Here is a 19,535-nt window from a genome sequence, read left to right as displayed (position 1 = left end):
CCCCGTTACTCAGGGCTGCCCCTCCTTGGGCCTGCACGACATAAGACAGCAGTCGTTCAAATTGGTGCTGGCTATGAGCCATCTTCCAGTAGCAGTGTCGTAAATTTGTCAGGTGGCACGGCCTGGGAAATAAGAAAACCTTGTACCTGGTCGCAGCGTACGCGCCGCAATACGGCCAGTTCTTCCTGGGTTTGCGCGCCTTCGGCCACGGTGACCAAGCCAAGTTTGCGTCCTAGCTCTGCGATGCTAAGCAAAGCCGATGCCAGCCCATCGTTATTGGCACATCCGTGGACCAGCGAGCGGTCGATTTTCAGCTCGGTGAAGGGGGTGGAGACCAGGTTGAAATACGAGCTGTAGCCCTTGCCGAAGTCATCTTGCGCGAGGCCGAAGCCCATCAGGCGTAGGCGGCAGGCTCCGGCGAAATAGTTGCTGGACAACTGAGTCGTGGAGTTTTCCATCAGCTCGAAGGTGATCTGACGCGGTTCGGCCTGGTAGGCGCGCACTTGCTGGAGCAGGCGGTCCACCAGGTCGTCCTGGTCTAGCAGGTGGGTCGGCAGATTGATCGAAACAGGCAGCCGATAACCCAGCTGCGCCCAGCGGGCCTGGGCTGCGAGCGTCTGGCCGAGCATGCTGGTCAGCAGTTGGTTTTCCAGCTCGGCGCCTTCGAGCTCGTCAAGAAAGGCACTGGGCAGCAGCAGGCCCTCATCTGGATGGACCCAGCGCACCAACGCCTCGGCCGCCACAATTCGGCCGTTGTGCAGCGACTTCTTGGGCTGGAACCAGGCCTGGATCTCGCCATTGTCCAGGCCGCGCAACAGCGTGTCCCGGGAGCGACAACCGCGCGGTGGCTCGCGTGGGGTGCGGGCCTGCGCGGCTATCTGGTCGAGGCTTTCGCGCAGCGCGCGAACATCCAACGTGCTCACTGGTTTGGAGATCAACCCGGCGACCCGTAGGCCCAGGTTCTTGGCGACCTGCCCAGAGCCAACCAGCATGCGTCGCGAGGCCACAGTCATCAGTGCCAGGGCAGGGGCAGACGGCAATTGCGCCAGTTGCTGGATCAGTTGGACACCGTCCATTTGCGGCATCATCAGGTCGCTTAGCAGCAGGTCATAGCGCTTTTGCGTCAGGCGTTGGATGGCACTTGCACCATCCCAGGCAAGGTCGACTTCAAAGCCGCCTGCGGCCTGGAAGACATTGCTCAGGTATTGGTGCTGAAAAGGGTGATCCTCCACGATGAGCACACGGTAAACAGTCAAGGCTCGCTTCTCTGGTAGGGCTGCAGGCACTGGCAAAGCGCTCGCAGGGTGAAAGGTTTTATCAGGAAATTGTCCATGCCGGCCCCCAGGCAGCGCTGCGCTTCGTCTAGCATCGCGTTGGCTGTGGCACCCACAATGGGGAGCGAGCAGCCCAGGCGGCGCAACTGCTCGGTGAGCTGGTAGCCATTCATGCGCGGCATGTTGATGTCAGTGAGGACGATGTCGAAATCGGCTTCTTGCCAGAGTGATAAGGCCTCGACGCCGTCACGCGCTAGCACCACCGTACAACCCAGTTCTTCGAGCTGGTCACGTAGGATCAACTGGTTGATCAAGTTGTCTTCAGCGACCAGCAGGTGTAGGCCCAGCTTGGGGTGTACGGCCGCTTCCCGAGGTTCCTGGCACTGTGCTTCGGTGACCCCCTGAGCGTGGCTGACCGCCTGGTGGAGCGCCTGCAAGTTGTTCAGGCCGGTGCGCCAACAGGTTAGCGACTCGCGCGTGAGGGTATGAGCGTCGGCGCAGACCATGACGCGGGGGCCCGGCCATGGCTGCCATTGCGCCGCACTGGCAGGCCCAGGGTGTAACTCCACTAGCACGGCGCCGGGTTCAGCCTGAGGCGGTAGCCCCGCTCTGGCTTGCGCACCCCAGCGGCGCAGCCAGCCGGTTACGCACTCAGCCAGTTCCTGCACCGGCGAGCACACGTAGACGCGCTCGCTCAGCAAGGCCGGCGCCCAGTCCCGAGGGTGCGCTGCCTGGACCTGCTCAAGCGGCAGGGCGAAGGTGAAGCTGCTACCCAAACCGGGTTCACTGAACACCCGTAGGGTGCCGTTCATCAGGTGAACCAAGCGCTTGCAGATCGACAGGCCTAATCCGGTGCCCGCCACGACGTTAGCGTTGCCGCTGGCCTGGAAAAACGGCTCGAATAGAAACGGCTGGTCCTGCGCTGCGATGCCTTTGCCGGTATCGGTCACCTGCCACAGCAACAGGGTGCGCTCGCCCTCGCGGCTTTCTTCATGCAGGCGCAACACGATGCGGCCGCTCTCCGTGAACTTCAGCGCATTGTTCAGTAGGTTGTTGAGGATCTGGCGGATCCGCATAACATCGCCGCGGGCGTACTCCGGCAACTGCGGATCGATGCAGGCAAATAGCTGCAAGCCCTTGCTCTGGGCTGCTCCCATGTAGCCCTGGATGACCTCTTGGGCCAACGCCACGGGTGAGAACACACTCAGCTCCAGGGCCAGTTGCCCTGCCTCGATCTTCGAAACATCCAGCACATCGCAAATCAGTTGCAACAGCGTGGCGGAGGATCCTTCGATCGCATTCAGGTAGCCGCGTTGCTGGCTGTCGAGGTCAGTGCGGCCAAGCAGCTCGAGGGTCCCCAGTACGCCGTACAAAGGGGTGCGGATTTCATGGCTCATGGTCGCCAGGAACAGCGTTTTGGCCTCGTTGGCCGCATCGGCCATGGCCCGCGCCTGTTGCAGGGCCAGTTCCACCAGCTTGCGTTCGCTGATGTCACTGAACGCGCAGATCAGCACGTCTTCGCGTTGATAGCGGGTAGGGGCGAAGCTCAAAAACAGGTGGCGTCCGTCGGCCATTTGCAGCTCGTCGGTGCTGCCTTGCTCGGCGTCATTGAAGGCACGGCGGATCCAGCCATGACACAGTTGCTCCCGTTCGCTCCCGTCACCCAGCCACTGCCGCGACAGGGGGTTTTCCAGCACCACGGCGCCATCACTGCGGCGCAGTACGCACAGGGCTACCGGTGCGATACGGATAACCGTGCTGCTGAAGGCTTCGCTCTCCACCAAGGCTTCGATACGATTGGCGGCCGGAATGATCAGCCGCTGGTCGATGCGCCGCACCAGCCTTAGCATCAGCAGGCTGACCAGCACGCACAGTGCCAGACTTACGGCGAACGGCAGGGCCAGGCTAGGTAGCAGGGAGCGAAACTCCAGGCTGTAGACGATCTGCCAGTGTGAATAGCTGAGGTGCTTGCGGATGGCCAAACGGTCCGGCAGCCAGCCGCCGCCCTCCCAGCCGAAGCGGGCCGTCGAGCGTTCGAGGCGCAGGGCATGGACGACGCTGGGCTGGTATGGCGCGCTGCTGAAGATCAGCTTGCCGTCGCCGTCGAGCAGCATGAAGTCGCCGGCTTGTTCGTGGCGCAGGGCACTGACCAGCTCGGGGCCGTCCACCTCCAAGCCCAACCAGCCGGAGCTAGGCGTGCGTTCATCCAGGCGGGTAAAGATGTACAGCGCAGAGTCGAGTCTGCTCTGCTCGGTCAACCAAAGCTCGTCACTGACCGAGACCTGACCGGTATCAACGGTGAGCAAGCGTTGCAGCACCTCCAGAGGAACCGTCTGAGGGGTGTCGCCGGAGGTGAACAGGCGCTGGACCTCGGGCGTTTTGCGTTGCGGTACGTAGATCAGATTGACCTGGTTGGTTTCCAGGTGCCTGAGCATGCGCCGGGTCAGCCACAGGCTCCATAGATTGCCCGATTCGCCGAGGCTGATGTGCACTTCCTCGGCCGGCGCGCTATTGAGGTTGCCCTGGGGGGCAGTCAGGTGGCGAACCGTCGACAGCCCCAAGCCTTTGAGCAGGGTTTGGCGGCTGACGAAGAAACTCTGGGCGTCGGAGACGGCCTCGTTCATGTAGCTGCGGCGCAGCGAAATCTCTTGGTTGAATGCTGCGTGCAGATAGGTGTAGGCGCCCATGTAGAGCCCCACCACCAGCGCGAGGGCGAACAGGCGCAAGAGTTTGCGAGCGGCTTGGGGCGTCGAAAAGGACGAATCGGCGATAGGGGGACAGTGTGTGAGATTCATCCTTGCAGCGTAGAGATGGCCAGATGACATCTGAATAAGACGTATCTCAAACCGCCATTGGCTGGCGAGGCTGCATTGGCCAAGCGGCCCAGGGCCGACGGGTAGCGCAGGCGCTGGGCGGGGCGCTCAACGCTGAGTTAACAGGGGGGCTCAGGGGGCCGTGAGGGTCACCAGGTAATGACCGCTGGTTACTGTTTGGCCTGTGCTGTTGACCAGTCGGTATTGCTGGTTGTAATAGCGGCCCTGGGCGTTGCTGGCGATTAGCCTAGCCTGCACCGACGAGTCAGCCGAGGCGGCAGCCGGTGTGTCCATGCGGCGCACATTGATATCGGGTGCCCGCACAGGAGCGGAGCAGCCGTCCAGGCGCCAACCATCTGTCGAAGAGAGCGCCGAACAAGCGGCTTCCACAACGCTGCCGGCGAACCTGATCTCGCCTTGACCGTTGGGCTGCGCGGCCTGGCCCGCCGAACTGAAGCTGGAAAAAAGGGCAAAACTCATTCCGAACGATTTCCAGCTCACAGTGATATCCCAGGAAAAAATGGCTTTCCTGGATATCGGCGTGCCGGGCGATTATCTGAAGCGCACGCAGGGGCAAGGCGACGAGCTGTCGTCTTGAGTGGTCAGTCGGCGCTGCTCAGTCGAGGCTGGCCAGGAGCAGGTCCGAGCACATGCCCATGAAACTGGCCAGGGCATGCAGCAATATCGGTGCGGCGAGCCCGCCGCTGGTGATCCGTGCCACCCCGAGAATCACGCCCAGGGCGCCCATCAGGGCGTAAGAGGGCCAGTGCAAGGACTGCCCCTGCAGCATGAACAGCACGGTGGTGACGAACACCGCCAAAGCCTGCCAGGTGCGCTGGGTCAGGGGAAACAAACCAATCAGGAAATGTCGATACAACAGCTCCTCGGCGATCGCTGGGAACACCAGCAGCATGCTGAACAACAGCATGATTTGCGCTGCTGAAAGGCCGTGCAGGGCATGTCCCATGAGCGGCCCCTGGGTCTGCCCCAAGGCGGCCTCAATGAGGGTGGCCAACAGATAAAGGGCAATGATGAGTGACGCGCCCAAGGGCAATACGCGTAGCGCAGAATGCCCGAGTAGCACCTTAAGGCCACCCCGCCGACGGTATTGCAGGGCGGCCAACACCACCAGTAAGGCGCCGACAATGCCTTGGGTTGCGGCCATCCACAGCAGATCCCAGCGCGCCTCCCCTACCAAGGCGGGGGTCGCCAGGTGGCAACCGATAAACCCAGCCACCGCCACGGCCGCGATGCCCACGCGCCAAGGCATGCTTTCAACCGGGGCGGTCTTGAAGCGGTCTTTGAACGTCATTAGCCTTTCCTCAACCCATGAAGTTTGCCGGTCAACATCCCGTCAGCGGCCGGTAGCCGCCTGATGGAATGCGTTTGGTACCTGCAAAGGTAGGGGGCTGGATGGGGCGGATGAATTAGACGTATCTGAAAGGGTTGCTGGGCGTAGACAGGGCACGCGCTGTGATCCATGGCACGGCAGCTGGTGCCGCGGCCTTTTGCCCGGCTTGGGCAATAATGCTCAACTTTCAGAAAAGGATCATCTTACTTCCCCAGACATCTTGCCTTCAGGCGCCATAACATCATCGCGATGGATGCCCAAATCGTGACGCCCGGCTGCCAGATGCGGCTTTAGGGTCAACGCCGGAATGTCGTAGTCTCCGCCGTTCTGGCGGCGGAACGGCAAGGGCTGATCACTGAATAGGGTATCCAGCCGAGCCGCATAGGCCGTGCAGAGCTGCTGGAACCGAGTGGCGTCCATTTTGCCGGTTTTATAGATGGGGAAGGGCGGCATAACCGTGAACCCAGGGTAGAAAAGCACCCCATGCTGGATAGGAAATAGCAGGTCGTCCAGCGCACCGTTCACCCCCCGACCACTGTAATGGGACTCCCAGCCGCCCATGCTGACCACTAACATCGCCCGCTTTCCAGCCATGCTGCCTTCGCCGTAGCGGTCGCCCCAGTGGCTTTCACTGTGTTCGCCGACGCCGTAAGCGAATCCGTAGGCATAGACGCGTTCGACCCAGCCCTTGAGGATCGCAGGCATCGAGAACCACCACAGGGGGAACTGGAAGATGATGGCATCCGCCCACAGCAGTTTCGCCTGCTCCTGCGCAATGTCCGGCGGTTGGCGGCCGACGGCAAATACCCGCTGGGATTCTACGGCAGGGTTGAACGGTTTTTCATCGTCATAGCCTGGGGCGTCGTCGGCATCAATGGCCGCTTTCCAACGCATCTCGTATAGATCGGAAACCTTGACCTCGTGACCTGCAGCGTTCAGATGGGTGACCGCGAAATCCCTGAGCGAGCCATTAAGCGAGCGAGGTTCAGGGTGGGCGTAGATTAGCAGTAGTTTCATGGGGCGCTCCTAGTGGATGTATGCCTCACCCTAGGGGAGAACCCGGTATGCTAGAAATGAATTTTCGAAACATATGGTATTTACATGCACAATACCTTGCGGCGTCTGGATCTTAATTTGTTGGTCACGCTAGATGCGTTGTTGTCTGAGCAAAACGTGACCCGGGCCGCACGCTCGCTCAATCTCGCGCAGCCGACCGTCAGCCTGCAACTGGGCCGGCTGCGAGACATTCTGGACGATCCATTATTACTGCCAGGGCCGCGCGGCATGTCGCCTACCCAGCGTGCCTGTGAATTGCGTGGGCCATTGCGTGAAGCGCTGACCGCGTTGGAAGGCGCGCTAAGCCCTAATACCGCTTTTGCCCCCGCACAGGCTAATCAGACGTGGAAGGTCGCCGCCAGCGACTACGCCGCGAGCGCTTTAATCTGGCCGTCACTGGCACGGCTCAGGCGCCTGGCCCCCAATACTCGCTTGGCACTCTTGAACAAACATCCCATCAGCCTTGCCAATGATCTGGAAAACGGCGCGATCGATTTAGCACTGCACACTCGCGACGAAGCGCCAGCGAAACTGCGACAACGCTCCTTGGTGCACGAACGCTATGTGTTGGCAGGGCGGCGCGGCCATCCCGCGTTAGCAACCAAGTTATCGCTTAAAGCGTTCTGCGGCCTTGAACATGCGGTTGTGTCACCCAATGGCGCCGGCTTCGTGGGTAGTACTGACCAGGCACTGGCGGCTAAGGGCCTGCAACGACAAGTCGTGTTGTCAGTCTCTAATTTCAACTCACTCATCTCAGCCTTGACGCACAGCGATTTGGTCGCGGTGGTCCCAGAAAGGCTGGTGCGACATGAGCCAACCCTTTACGTCCAAGCGCCGCCACTGGCTATTCCTGGGTTTGAAATGCTCATGTTATGGCCCGAGCGACTGCACCGAGACCCCGCTCATATGTGGTTACGCGAGCTCATTGCTTCGACGTTGCAAAGTGGCGCTGACGCTGAGGGTTGATCGATTCAAAAAAAACGCGCATGCGCTAGCAGGGAGCCATCTCAGGCCTAAAACTACTGGAGGTAAGGCGTTTCAGTGCGATAGTGAGTGCCTGATCGTCAAAAATCTTGCTTTTGCGAGAGGCAATAGCGGTTCCACCATCCCATTGCGCCAATGCTTCGCGCACGGCAGGAAGCGTCGGCGAGACCCCCTTCTGGCTCAATAACCAATCAACCGTTGCCAACAACTCCATACCAAAGGGCGACTCAAAGCCATCGATGAGCTCGACAGTATGTTCCAAGGCCAGGGAATATTCCCTAGCTTCTGTTTTAAGATAAGTTTGCAAAAAGGATTTACGCTCCTCGTCAAACCAGATCACATCACTGATCCCCGCATCGCTAATGCGTTTATCGCAATGCAGATAGCTACCATCGAGACTATTGAGTAGATGCTCCAATCGATTGGCATACGGACCGTATTTATGAGCTACGAACTTAAGGTCCAGAGGGTTCTCGGTGCCAGGCAGTTTTACTATCGCTCGCTCGAGAAACCAGGCCAGCTTCTGAATTTCGAGGAGGCTGCATTCCATACCTAAAACCCAATAGCGTCGAACCAATTCGGCAATGAGCGCGCGAGCAGGTGTGAGCTTTTCCACTCCGCTACGTTTGGCGACATTCAGATACTGGCTGGAAGGCTCGAACACTAAGACATCCACATCTAGATTACTTAACACCGCAATAATCTGTTCGCGGACTTCAGGCCATTTCAAGCCACCGTTACCGGCGCCCAGCGGTGGGACGGCCACAGACTTGACCTGATTTTCAATCAAAAAACGGCGCAGATCATGCAGGCCTTCCGTCACCCAAGCCATCTGCGAAGGTGATCGCCAGTGACGTTTGGTAGGGAAGTTTACGATCCAGCGGGGGCCTTCCAGTTCGTTGACTGCAGTTACGTGAATTTTGCCTGTTTCCACTTCGCCAGCCTTGCAGGCAGCTAAGTACAGACGGTAATTCTCCGCGAAGCGCTCTTTGAACATCAGCGCGATACCTTTACCCATCACGCCAACGGTATTCACCGTGTTGACGAGGGCTTCGGTCTTGGCTTCCAAAAGGTTACCGTGGGTAAATCTGATCATTGGAAATACCATCCCGGACGCACATGAGCAGACAACGTCAGACCTCTAGCGGCCACGTCATCCTCTATGCACTCTTTCATTGCATCGGTGTAGCACATGATGCCAAGGAGTCCTGTAATCGGTAGGTGATGGTGGATCAGCGCTTCGGCCTGATAACGCTCCATCTTTCGAGGGTCATCAGGATCACGTTTGAAGTCGCGCTGTTGAAGGATAGGCCAATCGATCTCGCCGAGACTCGCGAGATCACTGTAATAGTTTGTCCAATCCGGGTAGGCATGTGCGTCTGTGAAGACGAACGGTAGGCCAAGCTGTTCGACGCGGTACAGACTGGACACCAGAATTACGATCTCGTCGTTGCTGCGCTGCTGAACACTCCACCCAGAATGAATGTTTTTCATCATCACGGAGAAGGGAGTGAAATAGAAGGGTACGTAGTCGGCCAGCATCCCCCCCGGTGCTATCGGGACGTGCCGGGATCGGCGCTTGTCGATCAAGTCAGCGTTGCCAATATTCACGTACTGCGGTGCCTGCACGTCCGAATTTGCGCAGTGCAGACCGTTGTCCAGAATCCAAGGCAGGTTATCGCGATGGACGATACGCCAAATCAGAGCCTTCTCTGGATTCAGTCTGCTGTAGATCATTTACGAAACATTCCCGGATTCACGGTGATATGTACCTTAACACCTGCCTTGAGCATTTTTTCCGTGCAGAGGCTCTCGACCTCAGAATTTGGGACAAAAAGCATGCAAAAGTCTTTCGCCGCGACGATACCAGGCGCGAGGCATTCTGCCATGCAGATGCTTTTGCAATCGGAGTCTTGATAGTCTCGAGTACTCATGACCTCCCACCTCATGATTCGCCAGCGCTTGGCCTGAACGTAGGCCTTCCCAAGCCCCAGCTTGTCGAGCCCTATAGCAGGAAAAGCCTAGAACTCGAGTTTCCTCAGCCAGCCCTTGCGCCTTTTTTTCCGACCAGCCTGATCCATGGGCGTCTCGGTAGTCAGCGGCGAGCTTGTCGAAGGTAATCAGCTGCGCCAGATCCCGGCGTGCGGCCTCCCGCTGAGCGGCTTGTTCAGGCTGTCGTTTCGCGAGTGGGTCAGTGCCATTGAGAACCTGGACTTTATTGTCATAGGCGGCTGCGCGGGCTTGTCTCAGGTCGAGCTGGGGGTAGCTCCCCACACCCATCTCCCTGCGTTTGCCGTTCAATTGAAAGCGGAGCACCCAGGTTTTTCGTCCTGAGGGTTTCACCAAAACACGAAGCCCTTCACCGTCTTCGTACGTCCCAGTCTCAACCAGATTTTTGATTTGATTGGCGGTCAGTTTGCCCCATTTTTGCCCTCTGTTCCCCCACTTACGCGTGGAGTGCCTCGGATCAAAACGGAAGTCACACGAACAAAAAAAGGCTGAAACCCTTGATCTAGCAAGGCTCTGGCGGGTTTAGTAGATGAGAGTAGCTTTCAAAAAGACAATAAAAAGCCGGCTTGTGGCCGGCTTCTCGCTAGCAGTTCAGGCCCATTTTTGATGCGCCGCAACCACCTACAAAACGTTGGAACCAGCATCGCTGGCTTTTGGCGCGGTCAGCCGGTGGGCTGCTTTGCCTGGGTGCCGCTGCGTTGCGCAGTGGATGCCCGAAGGGTGCGTAGCTTACGCAAGTCTCTTTGAAATGCCTACCCTGAATCTTTCCTAGCGTTGTGGCTTGCGCGGGCTAGTGGTGGACCACCAGAAGGCCCAGCCGATGACTTGCAGGTTTTGTTGTTCGATATCTTCGGCGCTGAGGATTTCGTCGGGGTATTCGCGGTGGTTGTAGCTGCGCAGGCGCAGGCTGCCGCCGGGCAGGCGGTAGAGGGTTCGCAGGCGCAGCATGCCGTTGTGCAGCAGGGCGTGGGGTTCGCCTTCGGCGGGGTGGGTGAAGGCGCTTTCGACGGCCACGGCGGAGCCTTGCAGTAGGCGCTCGGCCATGCTGTTGTCGGGCATCGCCAGGGCGATAGCGCGGGTGCTTTCTACGCCCAGGCTGCGCAAGATGGCCAGGGGCACGCGCAGGTTATGCCCAGGGCGTAACTGCAGTTGGCCGTCTTGCTCACGAAAGAACGGCAGCAGGGCGTCGCTGTGGTCGCTGGCTGCCAGGCTGGCCCAGTCCAGCTCCTGATTGCTTTGGGCGAGGGAGGCTATGGCGGCCAGGGTTGGGGTGAGGGGGTCGCGGTATTTGTGGCCCTCACCGGTACGCAGCCAGCGCGGCTCGACGCTCAGCAGCTCGGCTATTTCGTCGAGGCGCGCCAGCGGGACGCCACGGCGGAACCAGTTGTTGACGTGCTGCGGCGAGACGTTGCGGTGGGCGGCAAAGTCGGCAGCGGTTAGTTGGCACTCGCGCAGGAGTACTCTGAGGCGGTCACCGGATGTGTTCATGGATACAGAGTTTAAAGGGCGGCCGAGCGCTTTCAAATAAACAAGGTGTTCAAAAATAATCGGGATGAAGGGCGATTTTACTGGGCTGTGGGGCGCTTCCTACAAGGTATGGCCCGCGATGGTGATGCTGGCGTAGGAGGGGCAAACGCGGTGTTGGCTGCGGGCATAAAAAAACCCCGCCAGGCGGGGTTTTTCTGTCGGTCGGCTCAGCCTTTGTAGGCGGCGACCGATTTGGTGATTTCGGCGCGGGCGGCGTCTGCATTGCCCCAGCCTTCGATCTTCACCCATTTGCCTTTTTCGAGGTCTTTGTAGTTCTCGAAGAAGTGCTTGATCTGCTCCAGCAGCAGGGGAGGCAGGTCGGTGTATTCTTTGACGTCGACGTACAGTTGCGACAGTTTGTCGTGGGGTACGGCGATGACTTTGGCGTCGCCGCCGCCGTCGTCGGTCATGTGCAGAATGCCAACTGGGCGAGCGCGGATGACCGAGCCTGGGGTGACCGGGTACGGGGTCACGACCAGCACGTCGAGGGGGTCGCCGTCGTCAGCCAGGGTGTTGGGAATAAAGCCGTAGTTGGCCGGGTAGAACATCGGGGTGGCCATGAAACGGTCAACGAACAGGCAGTCGCTGTCTTTGTCGATCTCGTATTTGATCGGCGCGTGGTTGGCCGGAATCTCGATGGCGACGTAGATGTCGTTCGGCAGGTCTTTGCCAGCCGGAATCTTGCTGTAGCTCATTGGGCGTTGCCCCCGTTGTAGGCCAGGTGAAGCGGCCGTTTTGGACGAAAAGTGGTCGCGATTATAGGCATATTCCGAGGGGCTTGCCACGTATGCCCCACAGACGTTAGTCGGACCCGCGATAGTCTGGATGGTTCTGCTTCAGGTGGTTCAGGCGCCGCAGTGGGTCTTGCCGGTAAAACGCCTGGAGTTGCGCGTAGACCTGCGGGTAAGCCGCGTGTAACAGGTCTGGGGCGCTGAAAAAGTATTCGCTGGTGACCGCGAAGAATTCGGCGGGGTTTTCTGCGGCATAGGGGTCGATGGCGGTGTCGGCTTCGGGGTCGGCATCGAGCTGCCGGTTCAGGTCGTCATAGGCTTGCTGCATGGCGCTGGCCCAGGCACTGACGCGCATATCGCTGTGCAGGGGTGGCAGGCCGTTGGCGTCGCCGTTGAGCATGTCGAGCTTATGTGCCAGCTCGTGGATCACCAGGTTGTAGCCCTCCCAGCCGCCGCTGGCGAGCACCCCCGACCACGCCAGAATGACCGGCCCTTGCTGCCAGGCTTCGCCACTGTGCTCGCCGTCCCATTGGTGTTCCACGCCGCTGGCGTCGCGGTAGCGCTGGGGGCTGAGGAAGTCATCGGCGTACAGCACGATTTCGTGGAAGCCCTGATACCAGTTCAAGTCTTCCAGGTGCAGTAACGGCAGTTGCGCCTGGGCGGCCAGCAGCAGGCGGCCGTGGTCATCGAGTTCTACGCCAGGCAGGCAACTGAGGTGCTTGCTGTGCAGAAACAGGATGCAGCCGTCTTGCAGGCGCTGTTCTTCATCGGCGCTGAGCGCGTCGAGGATGGCCAAGTCGTGTTTGACCTGGCGCCACAGTTCAGGGCTGATGGGGTGCTTGGCCAGAGTGCGTTGGCGCCGCCAGGCGCTAAAGGACCACATAGCCTGTTACAGAGGCGGGGTGATGCGGCGGCCACGGGTTTTGATCACGCCGATGATCATGGGCACCAACGACAGGCCGATGATTGCCAGGATCAGCAAGGTAAGGTTCTGCTTAATGATCGGCACGTTGCCGAAGAAATAGCCCAGGGTGACCAACCCGCCCACCCAAAGCACAGTGCCCAACACGCTGAAACCCAAAAAGCGCGGATAGTGCATGCGCCCGATACCGGCCACGAATGGGGCGAAGGTGCGCAGGATCGGCAGAAAACGCGCCAGGGTGACGGTTTTACCGCCGTGGCGGGCGTAGAACTGTTGGGTTTGCAGCAGGTAGTCGCGGCGGAAAATTTTCGACTCGGGGTTGCTGAACAAGCGCTCGCCTGAGGTACGGCCTACCAGGTAGTTGACGCTGTCACCGAGAATGGCCGCCAACATCAGTAGCCCGGCCAGCAAGACAGGATCCATGCCACCGCCCGCGGCGATGGCGCCGGCGATAAACAGCAAAGAGTCACCCGGCAGAAACGGCATGACGATCAGGCCGGTCTCACAGAAGATCACTAGAAAAAGGATGGCGTAAATCCAGGGGCCGTATTGGTTGACCATTAGGTCAAGGTAGACGTCGAGGTGGAGAATTAGGTCGAGCGGGTTGAAGTCCATGAATGGCACCTGAATTGAGCGGTGGCCATTATAGGGCTAGATCGCCTGCGGGGAGTGGTGTGTATGTCGGGATTTATCAGCCGTTGGGCATCGGCCTGGCGGCGTCCCAACTCTGGGGCGCCGCCATTGCTTTAGTTAGAGAACCTAGAAAAAGCCCAGTGGGTTGACGTCGTAGCTCACCAGCAGGTTTTTGGTTTGCTGGTAGTGGTCGAGCATCATCTTGTGGGTTTCACGGCCGACGCCGGATTTTTTGTAGCCACCGAACGCGGCATGGGCTGGGTACAGGTGGTAGCAGTTGGTCCATACGCGACCGGCTTTGATGCCCCGGCCCATACGGTAGGCGCGGTTGATGTCGCGGGTCCAGACGCCAGCGCCGAGGCCAAACTCGGTGTCGTTGGCAATGGCCAGTGCTTCGGCTTCATCCTTGAAGGTGGTGACGCTCACCACTGGGCCAAAGATCTCTTCCTGGAACACGCGCATCTTGTTGTTGCCTTTGAGCAGCGTCGGTTGAATGTAATAGCCGCTGGCCAGGTTGCCCTCAAGCTTATGCACCTCACCGCCAGTCAGCAGCTCGGCACCCTCCTGCTTGGCGATTTCCAGGTAGGACAGAATCTTGTCGAATTGTTGCTCGGACGCCTGGGCACCTACCATGGTGTCCGTGTCCAACGGGTCGCCGCGCTTGATTTGCTCGACTTTCTTCATGACCTCTTTCATGAACGCTGGGTAGATGGACTCCTGCACCAGCGCTCGGGAAGGGCAGGTGCACACTTCGCCCTGGTTGAAGAATGCCAGCACCAGGCCCTCAGCGGCTTTTTCGATAAAGCTTTGCTCGGCCTGCATGATGTCTTCGAAGAAGATATTTGGCGATTTGCCGCCCAGTTCCACGGTGGAGGGAATGATGTTCTCGGCGGCGCATTTCATGATATGCGAGCCTACTGGGGTGGAGCCGGTGAAGGCGATTTTGGCAATGCGCTTGCTGGTGGCCAAGGCTTCGCCGGCTTCTTTACCGAACCCTTGCACTACGTTTAGTACGCCTGGTGGCAGCAGGTCGCCGATCAGTTCCATCAGCACGGTGATGCCCAGGGGCGTCTGCTCGGCGGGCTTGAGCACCACGCAGTTGCCTGCTGCCAGGGCCGGCGCGAGCTTCCAGGCGGCCATTAGAATCGGGAAGTTCCAGGGGATGATCTGCCCGACCACGCCGAGGGGCTCATGGATGTGATACGCCACAGTGTTGCCGTCGATTTCGGCGGCACTGCCTTCTTGGGCGCGCAGGCAACCAGCGAAGTAGCGGAAGTGGTCAGCGGCCAGGGGGATGTCGGCGTTGAGGGTTTCACGGATAGCTTTGCCGTTGTCCCAGGTTTCAGTGATGGCCAGGGTTTCCAGGTTCAATTCGATACGGTCGGCGATTTTCAGCAGCACCAGCGAACGCGCCTGCACCGAGGTGGCGCCCCAGGCGTCAGCGGCGGCGTGGGCGGCATCGAGGGCTTTATCGATGTCTTCGGCGGTGGAGCGCGGGAACTCGGCGATGGGCTGGCCGTTAACGGGTGATGTCGTGGTGAAATATTGGCCCTTGACCGGCGGGACGAATTCGCCGCCGATGTAGTTACCGTATTTGGACTTGAAAGAAATCTTGGCGCCTTCGGTGCCGGGGTGTGCATAACGCATGGTGACTTCTCCTGGGTTTTATGTTTTTTCGGAGGCCGCACGGCGGCGGTGCTATATAGCGTAGAGCAAAGGCCGGGCCATTGCCCCGCAACCGCGCCGGATCAAGCTAGGGCACCTACGTAGGGCTGGCTGCCCGTTCATGGATGACACACCGGTGTGACAGTTTGTACCGTTTTTGCAACGGCTTTTCGCCCTGGCCTGGGCCGTTGCATTCGCGGGCGCTGAGGAGGATGCTGTTTCGCAACTCCAGTGGAGGACAATAACAGTGCACAGCAACCACCTCAGCCGTCACGCCCAGCAGGTGTTGACCGTCGCCCAGGGCAACCTGCCCACCTACGGCCCCGGCAGCGACCCCTCGATTGCTCGCTCGTGGCTACGCTGCCTCGACGACTATCATCTGGACCCCGCCTTGGCGGTGGCGCCCACGGTGCTCGAGCACGAACGCCTACTGGAAAGCCGCGAACGCTTGCGGCACGTCTTGCGCGTGGCCGGGGCGGAGATGAACAGCCTGCACCAGCAGCTCTCAGGCGCCGGCCATGCCGTGCTGCTCACGGATACGCGCGGGGTGATCCTTAATTGCATCACGGCGCCGGCCGAACGGCGGGTGTTCGAACAAGCCGGCCTGTGGCTTGGGGCCGACTGGAGCGAGGCCCGTGAAGGCACCAATGGCATTGGTACGTGCCTGGTGGAGCGCCAGCCGTTGACGATCCATCAGGGCGAACATTTCCGCGGCCGCCACACTCATCTGACCTGCTCCGCCAGCCCGGTCTTCGACCCCCACGGCCAGTTGTTAGCGGTGCTGGATGTCTCGTCGGCCCGGGAGGTCAGCCGGCAGAGCCAGTTTCATACCATGACGTTGGTCAACCTCTCGGCGAAAATGATCGAGAGCCGTTTTTTCCGTGACGCCTTCCCCAGCCAGTGGTTGTTGCGCTTCCACTTGCAGGCTGAGTCCGTGGGGTTGTTCAGCGAAGGCTTGCTGGCGTTCGATGGCGAAGGGCGCATTCTGGCGGCCAATCAAAGCGCGTTGAACCTGCTGGGCCACGCCCGCGAGCATCTGTGTGGGCAGCGGCTCGAGACATTTCTGGACTGCCCATTGAGTGAGTTGCTCAGCCGCGCCTGCCCTGAGGCGACGGCCTCATGGCCGCTGCGCACCCTGGATGGGCGAGCGCTGTTTGCCTCGCTGCAGGGGCCACCGGTGATCACCCCGCGCCGCCCGCTCGCGCTCACTCCAGCGGCGCCAGTGGCTACAGAATTGGCCTGCTTTGGCGACCCGCGCCTGGTGGAAAGCTTGCGCCGCGCCGGGCGGGTCTTCGAGCGCGACGTGCCACTACTGATCAGTGGCGAGACCGGCTCGGGCAAAGAGGCCTTCGCCAAGGCGGTACACTTGTCCAGCCAGCGCGCAGCGCGCCCGTTCGTGGCCCTCAATTGCGCATCGATTCCCGAAAGCCTGATCGAGAGCGAGCTGTTCGGCTACCGAGGTGGCAGCTTTACCGGGGCGCGCAAGGAGGGCATGCGTGGCAAGTTGCAGCAGGCCGACGGCGGCACCCTGCTGCTCGATGAAGTCGGCGACATGCCCCTGGCCTTGCAAACGCGCTTGCTGCGCGTATTGGAAGACCGCCTGGTGGTGCCCCTGGGCGGTGAGCCTCAGCCGTTGGATGTACGCATCATCAGCGCGACCCACCGCAACCTGTTGGCGCGGGTTGAAGCGGGAAGTTTTCGCGAGGACCTGTACTACCGTTTGAATGGCCTCGAAGTCACTCTGCCAGCGCTGCGCGAGCGCACTGACAAAGCGCAGTTGCTGGATTTTATGCTGGCTGAAGAAGCCAAGGGCGAAGCGGTTTCGCTCGCGCCGGCGGCTCGCCAGGCCTTGCTGGCGTTCACCTGGCCGGGCAACGTGCGTCAGTTGCGCAATGTCATCCGCACGGCGGCGGCCCTTTGCGAAGGTGGGGTGATCGAGCTCGATGAGCTTCCCGCGTGCGTCCGCACGGCGCAGGCTACCCAGCCGACCACCGCGGCCCCGCTGGACAGCGCTGAGCGCACTGCGCTGTTGGCCGTGTTAGAGCAACAGCGCTGGCACATGACTCAAGTAGCGCAGGTGCTGGGGGTAAGCCGCAACACCCTGTACCGAAAACTGCGCAAGCACGGTATCGAAAAGCAACGCCAGGTAGAAGGGGGCTCGCCCCCGATCTTTTGATCTCGCGGTTTTCGGCAATCTGCTGGGATTCGGCGTAGGGCCGAAAAGATCGGGGCCGAGGCCCTTCCTACGGTTTTAAAACGTGAGATTTTTCCTACCCTGGGCTAACCTGCCTCGATGTTTTTCGAGGTCAATCATGCATATTCATATTCTCGGTATCTGCGGTACGTTCATGGGGTCATTGGCGGTCCTTGCCAAAGCATTGGGTCACCGCGTGACCGGCTCCGATGCCAACGTTTATCCACCCATGAGCACCCAGTTACAGGCCCAGGGCATCGAACTGACCCAAGGCTACGACGCCGAACAGTTGCAACCTGCGCCTGATCTGGTGGTGATTGGCAACGCGCTGTCACGGGGCAACCCTGCGGTCGAATACGTTTTGAATCAGGGCTTGCCTTACGTCTCCGGCCCGCAATGGCTGGCCGACCATGTGTTGCAAGGCCGCTGGGTGCTGGCGGTCGCGGGCACCCATGGCAAGACCACCACCAGTAGCATGCTGGCCTGGGTGCTGGAACATGCCGGCATGAGCCCGGGCTTTTTGATCGGCGGTGTGCCGCAGAACTTTGCCGTGTCGGCGCGCTTGGGCGATACACCGTTTTTCGTGGTCGAGGCCGATGAATACGACAGCGCGTTTTTCGACAAGCGCTCCAAGTTCGTCCACTACCGTCCGCGTACGGCGATCTTGAACAATCTTGAGTTCGATCATGCAGATATCTTCCCAGACCTGGCGGCGATCGAACGGCAGTTCCACCATTTGGTGCGCACCATTCCCAGCGCTGGGCTGATTATCCATCCAGCCGCCGAAGTGGCTCTGCAGCGGGTTGTGGACATGGGCTGTTGGACGCCGGTACAAACCACCGGCGCCGGGGGGCAATGGCAGGCGCGCTTGCTAAGTGATGACGGCTCTCGGTTTGAGGTGGTGTTTGCCGGTGAGGTGCAAGGTGTCGTGGAGTGGGGCATGACCGGCCAGCACAATGTGGCGAACGCCTTGGCCACCCTGGCAGCCGCCCGCCATGTGGGGGTGGTGGCGTCCTTGGGCATTGAGGCGCTCTGTGCTTTCAAAAGCGTCAAGCGGCGCATGGAATGGGTCGCCGAGGTCAATGGGGTGACCATCTATGACGACTTCGCCCACCACCCCACCGCCATCGCCACCACCCTGGATGGGCTGCGCAAACAGGTCGGGTCGGCGCAGGTGATCGCGGTGATCGAGCCTCGCTCCAACTCCATGAAACTGGGCGCGCACCGTGATGGGCTGCCGGCCAGTGTCGGCGACGCCGACCAGGTTATTTGGTACGCGCCGCCTAACCTGGGCTGGGACCTGGCCGCTAGCGTGGCGCCCAGCACGGTGCCGACCCTGGTCGCCGACTCCCTGGAGGCGATCATCGCCCGGGTCAAAAGCCTTGCCGCGCCGGGCACCCACGTGGTGGTCATGAGCAACGGCGGTTTTGGTGGCCTGCATGGCTTGCTGGCCGAGGCCCTGCGATGAGCGGGGCGCAGCGCATCACCCTGGCCATGACCGGCGCGTCTGGTGCCCAGTATGGCTTGCGCCTGCTGGACTGCCTGGTGCGTGAAGATTGCGAAGTGCACTTTCTGATCTCCAAGGCTGCGCAGTTGGTGTTGGCCACCGAGACCGACGTGCTCTTACCGGCCAAGCCCCAGGCCATGCAAGCCTTTCTCAATGAGTACACGGGGGCCACGGCCGGGCAAATCAGGGTGTATGGCAAAGAGGACTGGATGTCGCCCGTGGCGTCGGGTTCGGGCGCGCCCAGTGCCATGGTTGTGGTGCCGTGCTCCACAGGCACGCTGTCGGCGATTGCTACGGGGGCTTGTAACAATCTGATCGAGCGCGCGGCGGACGTTACCCTGAAAGAGCGGCGGCAGTTGATTTTGGTGCCGCGCGAGGCGCCGTTTTCGACCATTCACCTGGAGAACATGCTCAAGCTGTCGCAGATGGGCGCTGTGATTCTGCCGGCCGCGCCGGGCTTCTACCATCAGCCCCAGACCATCGATGACCTGATTGACTTCGTCGTCGCGCGGATCCTCAACCTGCTCAATATTCCCCAGGACATGCTGCCGCGCTGGGGCGAGCACCACTACGGCGCCGATGAATAAACCATTGGTCTGCGTGCTACTGGTGCTGCAATTGGCCGGCTGCGCGAGTGTGCGTACCCTCAATGCGGCCAAGCCGGGGGCCCCGGTGGTCTATGCCGGGGCGCGCCTGGATTGGTATGCGATCGAAGGTGGCTGCTGCCCGCTGGATAAGTTCGGCGCTCAGGCACCGGACTGGCCGTGGGTGGACCTACCGGCCAGCATGCTCTTGGATACATTGCTATTGCCGCTGTCGTTGTTGACAGCGGCAGGGGTGGGTTTTCAGGCCCGCGGCGGCTTTTAAG

Annotated in this window: 17 protein-coding genes and 2 pseudogenes; 5 read left to right on the top strand and 14 right to left on the bottom strand. The window is 60.4% G+C overall.

Going from position 1 to position 19,535, the window contains the following annotated elements; genetic code table 11:
- Nucleotides 1-71: 71 nt before the first annotated feature.
- The 5 genes from QCL65_RS22250 to QCL65_RS22230 form a co-directional block, all read right to left on the bottom strand.
- Nucleotides 72-1,256 carry an EAL domain-containing protein gene (locus QCL65_RS22250; RefSeq protein ID WP_407312657.1) on the bottom strand — a complete coding sequence of 395 codons (1,185 nt, stop codon included), beginning with the start codon at nt 1,254-1,256 and terminating at the stop codon, nt 72-74.
- Nucleotides 1,253-4,069 (bottom strand): ATP-binding protein, encoded by a 2,817-nt coding sequence (locus QCL65_RS22245; protein WP_407312655.1) that lies wholly within the window; start codon nt 4,067-4,069, stop codon nt 1,253-1,255. Before QCL65_RS22245 ends, QCL65_RS22250 begins: the two co-directional genes overlap by 4 nt.
- Nucleotides 4,070-4,219: 150 nt before the next feature.
- On the bottom strand, nt 4,220-4,567 hold the full coding sequence (locus tag QCL65_RS22240; protein ID WP_407312653.1) for a type 1 fimbrial protein: 348 nt from the start codon (nt 4,565-4,567) through the stop codon (nt 4,220-4,222).
- A 136-nt stretch (nt 4,568-4,703) separates the two neighbouring features.
- Nucleotides 4,704-5,399: a CPBP family intramembrane glutamic endopeptidase gene (locus QCL65_RS22235; protein WP_407312651.1), complete on the bottom strand. Its 696-nt coding sequence runs from the start codon at nt 5,397-5,399 to the stop codon at nt 4,704-4,706.
- A 237-nt stretch (nt 5,400-5,636) separates the two neighbouring features.
- Nucleotides 5,637-6,455 (bottom strand): NAD(P)H-dependent oxidoreductase, encoded by an 819-nt coding sequence (locus tag QCL65_RS22230; RefSeq protein ID WP_407312649.1) that lies wholly within the window; start codon nt 6,453-6,455, stop codon nt 5,637-5,639.
- An 84-nt stretch (nt 6,456-6,539) separates the two neighbouring features.
- Between QCL65_RS22230 and QCL65_RS22225 the strand changes: the two genes are divergently transcribed.
- A complete protein-coding gene (locus QCL65_RS22225; protein WP_407312648.1) occupies nt 6,540-7,460 on the top strand; it encodes a LysR family transcriptional regulator in 921 nt (306 codons plus the stop codon).
- Between the two features lie 25 nt (nt 7,461-7,485).
- Here QCL65_RS22225 and QCL65_RS22220 read toward each other — a convergent pair whose 3' ends face one another.
- The 9 genes and pseudogenes from QCL65_RS22220 to QCL65_RS22180 all read right to left on the bottom strand — a co-directional run bounded on the left by QCL65_RS22220 (nt 7,486) and on the right by QCL65_RS22180 (nt 14,948).
- Complete coding sequence (locus QCL65_RS22220; protein WP_407312646.1) at nt 7,486-8,574, bottom strand: macro domain-containing protein; 1,089 nt, start codon at nt 8,572-8,574, stop codon at nt 7,486-7,488.
- Nucleotides 8,571-9,215: a DUF4433 domain-containing protein gene (locus tag QCL65_RS22215; protein ID WP_407312644.1), complete on the bottom strand. Its 645-nt coding sequence runs from the start codon at nt 9,213-9,215 to the stop codon at nt 8,571-8,573. The genes QCL65_RS22220 and QCL65_RS22215 overlap by 4 nt, the downstream gene beginning before the upstream one ends.
- Nucleotides 9,212-9,427, bottom strand: a pseudogene (locus QCL65_RS22210) (DUF4433 domain-containing protein); the annotation flags it as partial. The gene QCL65_RS22215 and the pseudogene QCL65_RS22210, both read right to left, overlap by 4 nt.
- A gap of 283 nt (nt 9,428-9,710) precedes the next feature.
- Nucleotides 9,711-9,869 (bottom strand): annotated as a pseudogene (locus QCL65_RS22205) (Arm DNA-binding domain-containing protein); the annotation flags it as partial.
- A gap of 387 nt (nt 9,870-10,256) precedes the next feature.
- Complete coding sequence (locus tag QCL65_RS22200; protein WP_407312642.1) at nt 10,257-10,976, bottom strand: helix-turn-helix transcriptional regulator; 720 nt, start codon at nt 10,974-10,976, stop codon at nt 10,257-10,259.
- A gap of 206 nt (nt 10,977-11,182) precedes the next feature.
- Nucleotides 11,183-11,710 carry an inorganic diphosphatase gene (ppa, locus tag QCL65_RS22195; protein WP_003317259.1) on the bottom strand — a complete coding sequence of 176 codons (528 nt, stop codon included), beginning with the start codon at nt 11,708-11,710 and terminating at the stop codon, nt 11,183-11,185.
- A gap of 106 nt (nt 11,711-11,816) precedes the next feature.
- Entirely contained in the window at nt 11,817-12,629 is an 813-nt protein-coding gene (locus tag QCL65_RS22190; protein ID WP_407312639.1) for a zinc-dependent peptidase, read from the bottom strand.
- A gap of 6 nt (nt 12,630-12,635) precedes the next feature.
- The gene (locus QCL65_RS22185) at nt 12,636-13,283 is read right to left on the bottom strand and encodes a DedA family protein (RefSeq protein WP_407312637.1); all 648 of its coding nucleotides are present in this window, start codon (nt 13,281-13,283) and stop codon (nt 12,636-12,638) included.
- A gap of 144 nt (nt 13,284-13,427) precedes the next feature.
- On the bottom strand, nt 13,428-14,948 hold the full coding sequence (locus QCL65_RS22180) for an aldehyde dehydrogenase family protein (protein ID WP_407312635.1): 1,521 nt from the start codon (nt 14,946-14,948) through the stop codon (nt 13,428-13,430).
- A 265-nt stretch (nt 14,949-15,213) separates the two neighbouring features.
- Between QCL65_RS22180 and QCL65_RS22175 the strand changes: the two genes are divergently transcribed.
- From QCL65_RS22175 to QCL65_RS22160, 4 genes are all read left to right on the top strand, one after another.
- Nucleotides 15,214-17,142, top strand: a complete 1,929-nt coding sequence (locus QCL65_RS22175; RefSeq protein WP_407312633.1) for a sigma-54-dependent Fis family transcriptional regulator — start codon at nt 15,214-15,216, stop codon at nt 17,140-17,142.
- A 136-nt stretch (nt 17,143-17,278) separates the two neighbouring features.
- Nucleotides 17,279-18,628 carry a UDP-N-acetylmuramate:L-alanyl-gamma-D-glutamyl-meso-diaminopimelate ligase gene (mpl, locus tag QCL65_RS22170; RefSeq protein ID WP_407312631.1) on the top strand — a complete coding sequence of 450 codons (1,350 nt, stop codon included), beginning with the start codon at nt 17,279-17,281 and terminating at the stop codon, nt 18,626-18,628.
- Complete coding sequence (gene ubiX, locus QCL65_RS22165) at nt 18,625-19,254, top strand: flavin prenyltransferase UbiX (RefSeq protein ID WP_407312629.1); 630 nt, start codon at nt 18,625-18,627, stop codon at nt 19,252-19,254. The genes mpl and ubiX overlap by 4 nt, the downstream gene beginning before the upstream one ends.
- Nucleotides 19,247-19,534, top strand: a complete 288-nt coding sequence (locus QCL65_RS22160) for a YceK/YidQ family lipoprotein (protein WP_407312627.1) — start codon at nt 19,247-19,249, stop codon at nt 19,532-19,534. Before ubiX ends, QCL65_RS22160 begins: the two co-directional genes overlap by 8 nt.
- Nucleotide 19,535: the final 1 nt, after the last annotated feature.

The sequence above is a fragment of the Pseudomonas sp. nanlin1 genome (assembly GCF_045571515.1).
Classification (GTDB): domain Bacteria; phylum Pseudomonadota; class Gammaproteobacteria; order Pseudomonadales; family Pseudomonadaceae; genus Aquipseudomonas.
The sequence above is the reverse complement of the archived record's forward strand: the minus strand, read 5'-3'. Positions and strand labels throughout refer to the sequence as shown.

Coding starts and splice junctions, on each gene's coding strand:
- QCL65_RS22245 (WP_407312655.1), bottom strand. CDS start 4,069: ATGAATCTCACACACTGTCCCCCTATCGCCGATTCGTCCTTTTCGACG.
- ppa (WP_003317259.1), bottom strand. CDS start 11,710: ATGAGCTACAGCAAGATTCCGGCTGGCAAAGACCTGCCGAACGACATC.
- QCL65_RS22180 (WP_407312635.1), bottom strand. CDS start 14,948: ATGCGTTATGCACACCCCGGCACCGAAGGCGCCAAGATTTCTTTCAAG.
- QCL65_RS22240 (WP_407312653.1), bottom strand. CDS start 4,567: ATGAGTTTTGCCCTTTTTTCCAGCTTCAGTTCGGCGGGCCAGGCCGCG.
- QCL65_RS22160 (WP_407312627.1), top strand. CDS start 19,247: ATGAATAAACCATTGGTCTGCGTGCTACTGGTGCTGCAATTGGCCGGC.
- QCL65_RS22230 (WP_407312649.1), bottom strand. CDS start 6,455: ATGAAACTACTGCTAATCTACGCCCACCCTGAACCTCGCTCGCTTAAT.
- QCL65_RS22185 (WP_407312637.1), bottom strand. CDS start 13,283: ATGGACTTCAACCCGCTCGACCTAATTCTCCACCTCGACGTCTACCTT.
- QCL65_RS22220 (WP_407312646.1), bottom strand. CDS start 8,574: ATGATCAGATTTACCCACGGTAACCTTTTGGAAGCCAAGACCGAAGCC.
- QCL65_RS22200 (WP_407312642.1), bottom strand. CDS start 10,976: ATGAACACATCCGGTGACCGCCTCAGAGTACTCCTGCGCGAGTGCCAA.
- QCL65_RS22190 (WP_407312639.1), bottom strand. CDS start 12,629: ATGTGGTCCTTTAGCGCCTGGCGGCGCCAACGCACTCTGGCCAAGCAC.
- ubiX (WP_407312629.1), top strand. CDS start 18,625: ATGAGCGGGGCGCAGCGCATCACCCTGGCCATGACCGGCGCGTCTGGT.
- QCL65_RS22235 (WP_407312651.1), bottom strand. CDS start 5,399: ATGACGTTCAAAGACCGCTTCAAGACCGCCCCGGTTGAAAGCATGCCT.
- QCL65_RS22215 (WP_407312644.1), bottom strand. CDS start 9,215: ATGATCTACAGCAGACTGAATCCAGAGAAGGCTCTGATTTGGCGTATC.
- mpl (WP_407312631.1), top strand. CDS start 17,279: ATGCATATTCATATTCTCGGTATCTGCGGTACGTTCATGGGGTCATTG.
- QCL65_RS22225 (WP_407312648.1), top strand. CDS start 6,540: ATGCACAATACCTTGCGGCGTCTGGATCTTAATTTGTTGGTCACGCTA.